Source organism: Algoriphagus persicinus (assembly GCF_035156415.1).
Taxonomy (GTDB): domain Bacteria; phylum Bacteroidota; class Bacteroidia; order Cytophagales; family Cyclobacteriaceae; genus Algoriphagus; species Algoriphagus persicinus.
The window spans coordinates 125,464-138,129 of sequence record NZ_JAYEEY010000011.1; the positions used below are offsets into that span (position 1 = coordinate 125,464).

Sequence of the window (12,666 nt, forward strand, 5' to 3'; positions counted from 1 at the left end):
TAATAGTTGGAATTAGATTTTACGATCCCTGCCTGCAGACATTCCGAAAAAGGTAAACGCCAAAGCAAAGAACAACAAGAAGAAAATCAGCACATTCCAGTTGTCAAAAAGATCCAGCGACACACCAAAAAGCAAGGGCCCCAAAGCTGCCAAATAATACCCGGAAGACTGCACCATTGCCGAAAGCTTGGCAGTAGTCTGATCCTCAGCAGTACGCAAGGCAATCAGTATATAAGCGATACTCAAACTCGACCCCATACAGAGTCCGACAATTCCCAGGGAAACGTAGGTTACGAGCTCATTCTCTATAAATAACCCCAGATAGCCCAGCACGTAAGCTATTCCCACTGCCAATACCACACCGCTTTGTTCCCTGAGTTTGATCAGGAAATCAGGAGCGAAATACGATCCCAGCAGAGAAACCACCTGCATCATCGAAGACACAAAACCAGCCTGGACTGGAGTCCAACCCCGGAAAATCAGCATATCGGGTAGCCAGGTCACCATCGTGAAATACATCACTGACTGACACCCCATGAAAATGGTGATCTGCCAGGCAAGTTTGGATCGCCATACATTCTTTGCAGGGTCAGTGACTTCATGAAGGCTTGCCTTGGGTCGCTGAAGTTGCGGAATCCATATGATCATCGCCAAAACCATAAAAACAGCCCAAAACGCCAAAGATCCCCGCCATCCAAAATCCCAATCTACTGCAATTGGCACGCTCATCCCTACTGCAATTGCAGCAAACAGTGACATCATCGTCGCAAGCAATGCTGTCATCAAACCCAGTTTTTCTGGCAGTCTCACTTTGATCAAAGGAATCAGCAGCACATTGGCGATCACTATGCCCACTCCGGTCAGCGCTGTACCCAAAAGCAGCAGCTCTATTCCTCCCAACACACGAAGAATCACGCCCGTGGCAAGAATGGCAACTCCCAAAAACACGGCTCTTCCCATGCCCAATCGCTTCCCTATCCCGGGAGCAAAAAGTGAAAAGGTAGCAAATGTCAGCAAAGGCAGCGTGGTGAGAAATCCCGCCAGACCATTAGACAAACCCAAGTCCTCACGGATAAAAGGAATCAATGGCCCCACCGACGCTATCGAGGTACGCAAATTGATCGAAACCAAAATAATCCCGGTGATAAGGAGTGATTGGGAGGAAAATGATTTAGTCAAGACAGGGTTATAAAAATTAAAGAATACGAAGGGCGCACTATTAACAGCTAATTAAGCCTGACAAAACTAGGAAAATTTAAGAGGAATTATCGCTCAATACAGGCCAAGAATATTAATTCCCACCCTGTTTCAAGTCTCATGACTTAGACCTCCTTCAATGTAGTCTGCTAAAAAGTGAGATTGCTTCCTCGTTCGTACCTCACTCATCGCAATGACGTGCGAATAAGAGCTCTCTACTAAACAACAGTTTCTCACATCTTACTGGTATCAATAGAACTTGCGCCTTCGCGGGATATTCTTCCCAAAATCTTCGAGGTTTTTCGAACCTCGAAGATTAACAATCTTTCGTCGCGCCATTGCGCCGCGGGAAAGAAAAACACTTATGATAAAAACGAGATTGCTTCGTCGTCATTCCTCCTTCTCGCAAAGACGTACTAAAGTGCCCTCTACTAAACAACGGTCTTACTATTATTAATAGAATTTGCACCTTCGCGGGAGACTATAAAGAAGGTCTTTCCATATATAACCGTTGCGCCACCGCGAGAAAGAAATCACTACAAATCACTCCGTCCCTGCAACAATCCCAACTTCCTATTAATCTCCGAGATCTCAATTCCGACTTGCTGCAGCGTCAACGGTTCCTGTGGAAACTCGTCACTCATATAATATTCAAACTTCCAGATCTCCCGAATCTCCTCCGCAGGGACTTTGTAAGGTGTATAGACAGGATTTAGGGAGCGTAGCAAAAAATCTCTTTCCCCAGCCAGAAAACTCAGCATCTTAAAACTGATTCCCTCGCTTGCCGTCACCACCACGCAGGGAGTTTCTTTGGCAAGTCGCCATTCAGTTAAATATGATCCGATTACATACGCTCCATCCGCGATCGGCAGCATGCTATCTCCTTCGGTTTGGAACATGCGGTATTTTTTGTCTTTTGACAGATTTGGCAGATTGAAAACAGGCAGCGTGCTCAAATACTCAGGATCCCCAAATCCACTCAGGTAACCTGCTTTCGCTTTGATCGGAACAAGCTCGATGTTATCCTCGTTACTGGAGCTCACGGTAGTGGCTAGAATTCTGACTTTAGATCCGCTCAAAAACACATCATTTCCGGCTTCCAGATCACGGAGTTTCAATTCGCTGAGCTTCGACAGATCCACACGCAGCAAGGTGTCCACGCTCATCCTGAAATAATCCGCACAAAGTAGCAAGTCCTCGATCGCAGGCGACTTGCTATGCCCATTTTCATGCGCATTCAGCTTGGCGCGGGTCATACCAAGATTCTCGGCCAGCATATCTTGACTCAATTTGCGTCGCTTTCTGAGAAATTTCAGATTGGACGCCCAGAAAAAGCTTTGACTTCCCATTTTTATTCGATACAATTAATGACAATAATTTGATACTAATACTATCAAATATAGAGGGTAATCTGAGAAATGGAAAGGCATATCGTGCATTTGGATTTGGACACGTTTTTCGTGTCTGTGGAGCGGCTGAAAAACAGTGCCCTCAATGATCAACCCGTCATCATCGGGGGGAGCTCCGACCGGGGTGTGGTGGCATCGTGCAGTTACGAGGCCAGGAAATTCGGCGTGCATTCTGCCATGCCGATGAAGTTGGCACGGAGGCTTTGCCCTTCGGCGCATTATATCAAAGGTGATCATGACAGCTATAGCAAAAGTTCCCGTCTGGTCACAGAAATAATTCAGGGGCAGGTTCCTTTGATGGAAAAAGCTTCGATTGATGAGTTTTACATCGATATGACGGGAATGGATCGCTTTTTTGGCTGCGAGAAATTCACCAAAGAATTACGGGAAAAGATCGTCCAAGAGTCCGGCTTACCCATTTCCTGTGCCTTGGCAGTAAACAAACTGGTCTCCAAAGTCGCCACGCATGATGCCAAGCCCAACGGGCAGACAACCATTGCCTTTGGCGGAGAAAAAGGCTACCTCGCCCCACTCCCCATACGAAGGATGCCCGGCGTAGGTGAAAAAACTTCCACGCTCCTAGAGCGCATGGGGGTGGAAAGCATCAAACTGCTAAGTGAGATCCCTCCACGGATGATGCAAAACCTCCTAGGAAAATCAGGCATCGATCTTTCTCGAAAAGCAAATGGAATCGACGAATCTCTGGTCATTCCCTACACCGAGCAAAAGAGCATCGGAACTGAAAACACCTTTGAGACAGACACAATCGACATGGCTTTTCTCAACAGCCAATTGGTGCGGATGACCGAGAAAGTCGGCTTTGAACTCCGCCAAAAACACAAGCTCTGTGGCTGCATCACGGTAAAGCTTCGCTATGCCAATTTCGATACCGTAAGCCGACAAAGCATTATTTCCTATACCAGTTCGGACGAGGTCCTGCTCCAGCGAGCCAAGGAACTGTTTGCAAAGCTATATGAAAAGAGAATGCTCGTACGCTTGGTCGGAGTGAAAGTCAGTCATCTCGTGCAGGGACATCAGCAGATCGACCTTTTTCAAGACACCGAAGAAGGCGTGAGTCTATACCAAGCCATCGACTGGATCAAGAATCGCTACGGCGAAAAAAGCCTCACCAGAGCTATCACCCTAACCCGCGCCTAAGATGTTTATCAATTGTAAAACCTGGTTTAGCTATCGTTACGGTACCTTCAGCACCGAGGCGCTCGTGAATTCCGGAGCCGAGCGCGGCCTATCTTCCCTTGGTCTCACCAATATCAACAGTACTGCGGACATGTGGGACTTTGTGGACTTCTGTAGAGAAAAAAAAATCAAACCCATCGCAGGCACCGAAATCCGAAATGAAGATGCCTTCTGCTATATGTTGCTGGCGAAAAATGACGCAGGACTACTTGAGATCAATCGTTTTCTTTCTCAGCATCTACAAGCAGAATTAGCTTTCCCGGAGCGGCCCGATTGTTTTTCGGAGGTTTTGATCGTGTATCCTTTAGGGAGCTTTGCTGCGCAAAATCTAAAAGAACATGAATTCCTCGGGGTATTAGCAAGCGAGCTGAATCGCATCAAAAAGCAGGAAGTTGAAGCCTTTCCCAAGAAATACATCATCCGGCACCCAGTGACTTTTCAGGACAAAACGGCTTTCAATATCCATCGTCTGCTTCGAGCCATCGGCAAGAATACGCTGATCAGTAAACTGGGAGAAAAGGACTTTGCTTCGCCGGATGAAATGTTCGTTTCGGAAGCAGCCCTTATGAGTGTTTTTCGGAATTTCCCAGGTATGATTAGCAATACGCTACAGCTGATCGATACTTGTGCGATCACGACTGAACTCCATACCGACAAAAACAAAAAGCACTACAGCGCCAGCGGAGAAGACGATAGGATTTTACTCGAAAAGCTTGCTATAGAAGGTCTCCACTATCGCTACGGTAACAATCCTACAGCCAGAGCCCGAGTGATCAAAGAACTGAAAATCATCAATGACCTGAATTTCAATGCTTATTTCCTTATCGTCTGGGATCTGATCCGCTATGCTCAAAACCGTGGTTTTTATTACGTAGGAAGAGGCAGTGGAGCCAACTCCATTGTGGCTTATTGTCTAAAAATCACCGATGTGGATCCTATCAAGCTCGACCTGTATTTCGAGCGATTCCTCAATCCTCATCGGACCTCTCCTCCCGATTTTGACATTGATTTCTCCTGGAAAGACCGGGACGAGGTCATCGATTACATTTTCAAGCGATACGGCAAAGACCATGTGTCCCTGCTGGGCATGTACAGCACCTTTCAGCGAAGAGCCGTCATCCGTGAACTAGGAAAAGTATTTGGACTGCCAAAAGAAGAAATCGACCAACTCGTCCGAGGCAAGGACCAGCCGATGAATGAGGATAAAATCCAGCGTACCATTTTAAAATACGGACAGCTGCTGGAGAATTTCCCCAATCACCTTTCCATTCACCCGGGCGGGATGCTGATTTCCGAAAAGCCTATTTATCAATACACGGTGAATGAACTGCCGCCGAAGGGCTTTTGCACGGCGCAGATCGACATGTTTTTGGCAGAGAAAATCGGCTTATTCAAGCTCGACATCCTCAGTCAGCGTGGATTGGGACATATCAAGGAAGCGATCCGACTGGTAAAGCAAAACCGCGGAATCGACATAGACATCCATCGCGTGGAACAATTTATGGCTGACCCCAAAGTTGCCGCCCAGATTCGCAAAGCGGATACCATCGGCTGCTTCTACATCGAGAGCCCCGCCATGCGCCAGCTGCTCACCAAGCTGAAATGTGACGACTACCTCACGCTGGTGGCTGCCAGCTCCATTATACGGCCGGGCGTGGCGCAGTCGGGTATGATGAAGCAATACATCGAGCGTTTTCATGACCCGAAAAAAATCGTCTATCTGCATCCCAAAATGAAGGAGCTACTGGAGGAAACCTACGGCGTGATGGTGTATCAGGAAGATGTAATCAAAGTGGCCCATCACTTTGCGGGATTGGACATGGGCGAAGCGGATATTCTACGCCGAGCCATGTCTGGCAAGTATAGATCGCACAATCGCTTCAATGAGATTCGGGACAAATTTTTCAAAAATTGCAAAGAATTAGGCCGTGATGATACGGTCGCCGCTGAGGTCTGGCGACAGATGGAATCCTTTGGAGGCTATTCATTTTCCAAGGCTCACTCGGCTTCTTTCGCAGTGGAAAGTTATCAAAGCCTCTATCTAAAGACCTATTTCCCCATGGAATTCATGGTGGCAGTGATCAATAATTTCGGAGGTTTTTACAGCACAGAATTCTATTTCCACGAGCTGAAGCGCACAGGAGCGAAGGTAAATCCGCCTTGCGTAAACCGCAGTGAATACCTAACCAACATCAGTGGAGAGGAGGTTTTCGTAGGACTCATCCATGTGCAGCAACTCGAAAAAAAGCTCTGTGACTTAATCTTGGAGGAAAGGCAAGCCAATGGCCTATACCTCGGCTTGGAGGACTTCATTGAGCGCACACATGCCGGGCCAGAGCAACTGAACATTCTCATCAGCGTGGGGGCTTTTGGATTTACAGGTCTGGGAAAGAAAAAACTGCTTTGGAAAGCCAACTTCGCACAAAAACACCTGACAGCCATTCCTGATTCTCCTGCACTTTTCAAAGAACCTCCAATGGACTTCACTTTACCCGACTTTCCAGATTACCCGCTCGAAGATGCAATTGATGAGATTAACGTGCTCGGTTTTGCGCTCACGGATATGTTTCGGCTTGCAGCCAACGACGGCAAAGGAATGACGCTGGCGGATCAATTCCGCAGCCTACTTGGAAAGCAAGTGGAAGTGCTCGGTCAGCTTGTTACGACTAAAGACGTGCGTACGATCAATCGGGAGCACATGGCTTTTGGAACCTTTCTCGATGCCCAAGGTGACTGGCTGGACACCGTCCATTTCCCCAATTCTCTGAAACGCTACCCTTTTCAAGGCAAGGGTTTTTACAAAATGCGGGGCAAAGTCGTAGAGGAATTTGGCGCCTTTGCTATAGATGTACACGCCATGTGGAAAGTCGGGCTAAGAGATAAAAAAGAAGTGCCTCCGATCTCAGTGCTTTCTACTGTATCTGTATAAAACAAACCACTTAAAATTATAAAAACGATGAGACTCAATACCTATGAATATTTCCTGATCATCTCACCAAATGAGAAAATCTGTGAGTTGATCATGCCGTACAAACATTATTTCACGAAAAGATATGGCTGTACCATGGCAGACATTTTCAAACCACATATTAGCATCATGAATTGCCTGCAATCAAATTATCGGGAATCCCAACTCATCGAAAATCTAAAGAGGTTTGGAAAAACGGTGGAGCCATTTACCACCGAACTAAACGGAATCGGTCAGTTTCCGGAGACCGTCTTTGTCGATATCTTCAATAAGTATCACCTCACACAAATTATAACGGAGCTTCGTAAGTTTGCAAGCCCATTGCTCAACGAACCACGGTTTCATACAACTCCTCACATCTCAATCGCCAGAGGAATGACTCCAGAGCAACATGCTCTAGCTTGGGCGGATTGGCAAAACCATGAATTCGAAGCGTCTTTTGAGGTGAATGAATTAGCGCTTTTAAGACGTCCAATGAACACCAAGCGAATCCATAAATTCGATAAAATTGCCACTATTCCTTTCACTGGAGAGGAAATAGCAATTCAGCAACTCAGCTTGGATTTTGAAACAATTTTCTGAGTAGAGATAGGATGATTTAACTTACATCGACCCAAAAATGGTGCAATATAACTTGCGAACCTCCTTTTCTTAAATGATTTGATTTCAATCGGGCAATCTTATCAAAAGAAACTATCTCCAGCTTTTCAATTTCAGGCCAGGATGCATCTGTCACCCATTGATTAATAGTCGAAAACCAGTGGTTGAAGTCTTGGGTTTTAACATAGGCAATCATGCCACATTCAGGTAACAAGTTATTTCTATTATCCACTCCGTGATCTTCTTCCCTAAAGCGTTCAATTCCTCCACCTTTGCCAAAGACATATTCATGCTCTTTCCTTTTTGAGTCTTTGGGCGTAGGAAGAACTTTGGCTTCTATTGTAAAAAATAAATTCGCTCCTTTATATATTCCTATATCTATTTTACTGCTGCCTTTCTGTGAATTTTCCGGTAAAAAATAAAAATGAGATGAACATTCGGTTGTCATATAAACACAAAAAGCTGACGAATGCTGATTCTCATTTTTCTTAACTGCGAGAATTTCAACAAATTCTTCTGAAACAAGGAAATTGGGTAATTCTACTTCTAAGTATGATATCAGTTCATTTACTAAATGAGAAGATTGAAGGTTTTTAAAAGATGAGACCCCTGACATACTTAATATCCCTCAGCTTTAAAATCCGAAAACGTTTCATCTGCATCTCTCAAGGCAATAGACTTTAGCCAATAACGTAACGCATTCGGCTTGATAAAGTAAACGCAATCAAATCCATCAACATGATCGTAAAGTCGAACGATTCGCTTGTAAGCAGCTCCTCGGTTGGTAGCGTCATTTTTGATTAAATTCTCTATAGAATCGTCTAATTGATCGTCAACAAACTCTTGCTTCAACTTACCATCTACTCCAAAGCCTATTTGATAAACCGTATAAGAGGGCATTCTATAAACCTTGCCTGATTGCCACCTATTTCCATCCTTAGCATAGATGTCATTTAACTCTGAGCAGAGTACTTCGCCATATTCTTGGAGTTGCTTTTCTTTTACTGGATGATGGAGGATTGCGCCACTAGAGTTTTTCGTTATGGCTTTGCCAAGGTGTATCTCATAAGTTAATAGGTCATCTAATAAAATTTGATCTGCACTTGAAATTGTTATCAAATCCTCCTTGGTTGCAAAAGGAATCATATCCAAATCCTCTTTTACAATTGTTGTTTCTTTATTAATTAGAAGCTTTGAACTAGTTGCTAGCATGTAAGCTTTCAGCAGCTTATAATTATCCTCTATATAGGATTTAATTTTAATTAAGTCCTCTTTCAGCGGTGCGTGTATTCCTACAAAACTTATATTAAATGGTTGAGAATTTGTGAATAATTGCATTGGAATTGATTCTAAACCCAGAACTTCTGCCAAAATCAAAACAGGTGGCTCATATAATTCTTTGGTTCTAGGTGCCTCGAATTCTTTGTTAATTTCCTCAACAAAAGAAAAGCCTAATTCCCTATTGAATTTTCTTTTTGTGTCCAATGTATTTTTACCTGTCAGATAAGGTGCAAGATATTTTTTTGTAGTACTTCCACCAACTTTATACCCTGAACTATATATCCATTTAGAATTCTCTTCTTTTTTTCTATAAATATACCTCTTCAATGTAGGAAGAAGACTCAAGTTGTGAATCAAATGAAACAATCTTCCTCCACCTAGCAAATTTGTTTTCCATACAAATTGCTTTTTTGGGTCAACCGCCCAATCCCATTTTACTAGATGTCTGTCATACTCATCAATTTCAAAACGCACTTTTTGCTCTACAGAAATTGTGCGTTTGACTACCGTATGGTTTATTGGCTGGAATTCTGAAGCTCGATTACTTACTATTAATGCAACTACAGGAGTATCAGCACTAGCGAAGAGTCCTCTTCTAAGATGAGTGAAATCATAAATATCAGAAATGGTGTAATCTGTAAACAGCTCCCTTCTGTAATTACCCGCAGACTTATCATACAAAAGCGCATTTGCCGGAATGATCATACAAATACTATCTGCAAGCATAATGGAAGCTTCAAAGAAGTGTAACGCAAAGTTCTTTCTTGGAATACTTGGATGCTTCAAGCCTAAGTCACTAATGACATGCTCATCTAATACCTTTTGTTTTGATGATTTTTTTTCAGGATTGAAAGGTGGATTTCCTATTACTAATGAAAAATGCCTATTCTCATTTTTCGCCTCTAGTGCCCATTGGAAAAAACCAGTATGGGGCTTCGCTTCTACAATATTTTTTGTGCTTAGATCTTGAAATTTCAATTCTCCCCAAACTTCTTTGGGAGTCAGGTAATCTAATAAGGCTGTGGTAAGGCCAAAAATGGTCACTCGGACTGCAGTCCTTTTCACATCAACACCGAAGATATTTTCCTCCAAAATTTTCTGTGCAGTCCTTGCATCTGGGTAGAGAATTTCACCGGTTTTTTCACTCTCAGTGATTGCCCACCATTGCATCAATCTTTTGTAGGCTGCTACTAGAAAAACGCCTGATCCACATGTAGGATCCAACACCTTATAAATCCCATTTTCTGTAAAAGATGCTGGAGGATTTTCAAGTGGCATTACTTCATCCACCATGAAATTGACCAAATGAATGGGAGTATAAACCACACCTTTTTCACGGCCTTTTCCATCTCTTTGAGCTTCCTCTTGGATAAAATTTTCGTAAATAGCACTAATTACCTCGGCAGGCAAATGTTGAAAACTATATTGTTTCCACAAAAAAAGCTGCTGAGTACTAAGGTCGCTTTCAGCTCCTAGAAACTGAGCTAGTAAGCTCAAATCAATCTTCTCAATTTGCTCTTTTTCTAAAAGAGTAAATTGATCGAATACCCTTCCGTTGAATTCTGTAGAAAGATCACCAAGAACATTCAAGAACTTTCCTTTTTCTACCGCTTCGATAAAGCTCTGTACTTGATATTTTGAAAATATCTCATCAAGAGTTGATCGATCAGTTCCAGAATCCTTTTTCTCTTCCAAGAACTTCACCAAGATACTTAGAACCAATATCTTGTCTATGGTTTCTGGTTCTAGTTTTTTACTTCTCTCATTGAAATCCTTTCTGACTTTCATCAGATAATTGATAAGATGCACATACGGGCTCTTATCAAGATTTATTTGGTTATGATTCTCTATTTGTTCCCAAAATGTCCCTGTTCCAAATAGATGTGCCGCACTCCGTTTCTTATCAAGTACTTTTACTGCGTCTAAAGGGAATTTCAATTTTTCTACAGAAAGCTCATTCTCTCTGATTCTTTCGGCAGGCTTTCTAGCATTGTAAATATTTAATCTCGTTTTACCAGTTATGATATAAACATCAATTTTGCTCTCACTCCAGAGCGCAGCATGTATTTCTTTATGGCGAGGACTGTTAACCAGAACATCCTCTTCCTGGAAAACACAAACTACTGGCTCAGACTTATAAGCGGCTATATCCTCCTTAGTTTTAAAAAATCTTCTAAAAAAAACTGCGTAGGCATTTAGTTTTTTAACCTCGGAAATATACAGTCGCTCATAGTTATTCTGAGCAGCAGAAGCTTTGCTGCACAGAACAAGCCCATTGTTTTCTGTAAAATCGAGGATTTGGGTTTTCATAATTCAAAATCAAAATCTTCTCAAAAGATATTTGCAGTTTTATTTTGAGGAGGCTAGACCCAAATTTATACCAAATAGCTTAAAATACTAAGCAATAAATATCTGCGACATAGACCGTCAATATTCTTTTGTCTTTAATCAAATACACTGCACCCATGATAAGAAAGCCTTAGACGAGTTCGGCATTTTTGCTTGGATACCCCTGATATGTGTGGGTTCAGGTTCTGAAATGAAGCTAACATTAATATTACTACCGTATCAGCATAGATCAAATGAATCGTATAGAGGCAAATGATTAATCCACCTGCTCTTTGATCCAATTCTTCACCACTTCTAGAGCCTTTGGAGAGAAAGTCTGCTCTATAGTTCCATATTCGCTTGGTGCACCTGTCTGGGCTTCTTGAAATAAGTGGTTTAACCCAGGTAATTCCATCGTGGTCACATTTGTATTTCCTCCTTTTTCCAAGCCCGCTTTTATTGCTTCCAGGTTCTCTTTTGGAGGAACCTGCAGGTCTTTCTCTCCATTGATCGCCAATACAGGACAGCTTACTTTTTCCAAGGCAGGAGCAGGGTCGTACCTGATGAAATATTGCATCCAAGGGCTAGTCAGCTGATCCACCTGTGCCGTGACAAACTCTTCCTCGCTCATCCCTCCGGGTACGTTTTCTGGAGGAATATTTCTAAAAACTTGAGTCATGTAGTTTTTTACCTCAGTTTTCAGATCCTCTTCACTCTGATCTATGAGCATAATTTCAAAAGCCTTCTTGCTGATCAGCTCATTTTCTCCAAGCTGATTGGGACTCATCCCAGAAGCTTCCCCGATCAGTGCTTGCTGAGCTAGAAGTAGTTTATCTCCCCGAATTCCAGTACCTGCAAGCAACACGATAAAGTCAATATCATCCGAATCTCCTGCTACCATCGGCGCAATAATCCCACCTTCACTATGCCCCACTAGGCCTATTTTACTTTTGTCTATCTCCGGTCGCGACTGCAAATACTGAACAGCCGAAGCAACATCCGTGGCAAAATCCACTGAGGTAGCACTACCGAAATCACCTGTGGAAGCTGCTGTTCCCCTATCATCAAACCGTAATACAGCAATGCCATTTTTGGTCAAATAATCAGACAAAACCAGAAATGGCTTATGCCCCATCAATTCCTCGTCGCGATTCTGTGAGCCGCTTCCAGAGATCAGCACTACAGCCGGGAACATTCCTGTCTGTTCAGGTAAAGTCAGCGTACCTGCCAGTAATATTTCAGCCTGTTTATTCTCAAAAATTACATTTTCCGAATGGTAAGGAAAGGGTTTTTTAGGTTCCTGAGGTCTTTTGGCACCTACTTTTTCTATTTCCTCTCTCGATAGATTCATAGGAAAAGACTGGCCTGCCTGATTGAAAACCCCGATGATTATCCCGTCATCGCCTAGCGTTCCTTCGTAGTTGATATTCGCGTTGGTGATCGCCATTTTCAAGGTACTATTTTCAAAGCTGGTCGAAGTCACCGGTATCCCAAACGCACCTTGATCAGGACTGTCCATTGTAGCGCTATAGCCGCTTTCAGTTTGCTTCACATTGAATACCAGCCGAAGCTGGACACTCTGAACTTTCAGAGCACCATGCCATTGGCCAGAGATATCTTGGGCAAAGCTGAAAATTGAGATCACAAAACTGAGTAATCCTAAAGAAATGGTCTTCATACAAAAAT

General features: G+C 43.2%; 8 protein-coding genes. 3 read left to right on the plus strand and 5 right to left on the minus strand.

What is annotated here, in order from left to right; genetic code table 11:
* Window positions 1–12: 12 nt before the first annotated feature.
* Window positions 13–1,179 (minus strand): CynX/NimT family MFS transporter, encoded by a 1,167-nt coding sequence (locus U3A58_RS10565; protein WP_323823392.1) that lies wholly within the window; start codon window positions 1,177–1,179, stop codon window positions 13–15.
* 554 nt (window positions 1,180–1,733) lie between these two features.
* Window positions 1,734–2,546: an XRE family transcriptional regulator gene (locus U3A58_RS10570; protein ID WP_323823393.1), complete on the minus strand. Its 813-nt coding sequence runs from the start codon at window positions 2,544–2,546 to the stop codon at window positions 1,734–1,736.
* Between the two features lie 69 nt (window positions 2,547–2,615).
* On the opposite strand from U3A58_RS10570, the gene dinB reads away from it, so the two are divergent.
* From dinB to U3A58_RS10585, 3 genes are read left to right on the plus strand one after another with little or no spacing between them, the layout of a single operon-like run.
* The gene (gene dinB / locus U3A58_RS10575) at window positions 2,616–3,764 is read left to right on the plus strand and encodes a DNA polymerase IV (RefSeq protein WP_323823394.1); all 1,149 of its coding nucleotides are present in this window, start codon (window positions 2,616–2,618) and stop codon (window positions 3,762–3,764) included.
* Window position 3,765: 1 nt separating this feature from the next.
* The gene (locus U3A58_RS10580) at window positions 3,766–6,732 is read left to right on the plus strand and encodes a DNA polymerase III subunit alpha (protein ID WP_323823395.1); all 2,967 of its coding nucleotides are present in this window, start codon (window positions 3,766–3,768) and stop codon (window positions 6,730–6,732) included.
* 27 nt (window positions 6,733–6,759) lie between these two features.
* Window positions 6,760–7,353 (plus strand): 2'-5' RNA ligase family protein, encoded by a 594-nt coding sequence (locus U3A58_RS10585; RefSeq protein WP_323823396.1) that lies wholly within the window; start codon window positions 6,760–6,762, stop codon window positions 7,351–7,353.
* 16 nt (window positions 7,354–7,369) lie between these two features.
* Here the strand turns inward: U3A58_RS10585 and U3A58_RS10590 are convergent, their stop codons facing one another.
* From U3A58_RS10590 to U3A58_RS10600, 3 genes are all read right to left on the minus strand, one after another.
* Entirely contained in the window at window positions 7,370–7,987 is a 618-nt protein-coding gene (locus U3A58_RS10590) for a hypothetical protein (RefSeq protein WP_323823397.1), read from the minus strand.
* A 2-nt stretch (window positions 7,988–7,989) separates the two neighbouring features.
* Window positions 7,990–10,962, minus strand: coding sequence for an HsdM family class I SAM-dependent methyltransferase (locus tag U3A58_RS10595; RefSeq protein ID WP_323823398.1), 2,973 nt, complete (start codon window positions 10,960–10,962; stop codon window positions 7,990–7,992).
* A gap of 295 nt (window positions 10,963–11,257) precedes the next feature.
* Entirely contained in the window at window positions 11,258–12,658 is a 1,401-nt protein-coding gene (locus U3A58_RS10600; RefSeq protein ID WP_323823399.1) for an alpha/beta hydrolase family protein, read from the minus strand.
* Between the last annotated feature and the right edge of the window lie 8 nt (window positions 12,659–12,666).

Coding starts and splice junctions, on each gene's coding strand:
- U3A58_RS10600 (WP_323823399.1), bottom strand. CDS start 12,658: ATGAAGACCATTTCTTTAGGATTACTCAGTTTTGTGATCTCAATTTTC.
- dinB (WP_323823394.1), top strand. CDS start 2,616: ATGGAAAGGCATATCGTGCATTTGGATTTGGACACGTTTTTCGTGTCT.
- U3A58_RS10580 (WP_323823395.1), top strand. CDS start 3,766: ATGTTTATCAATTGTAAAACCTGGTTTAGCTATCGTTACGGTACCTTC.
- U3A58_RS10590 (WP_323823397.1), bottom strand. CDS start 7,987: ATGTCAGGGGTCTCATCTTTTAAAAACCTTCAATCTTCTCATTTAGTA.
- U3A58_RS10595 (WP_323823398.1), bottom strand. CDS start 10,962: ATGAAAACCCAAATCCTCGATTTTACAGAAAACAATGGGCTTGTTCTG.
- U3A58_RS10585 (WP_323823396.1), top strand. CDS start 6,760: ATGAGACTCAATACCTATGAATATTTCCTGATCATCTCACCAAATGAG.
- U3A58_RS10570 (WP_323823393.1), bottom strand. CDS start 2,546: ATGGGAAGTCAAAGCTTTTTCTGGGCGTCCAATCTGAAATTTCTCAGA.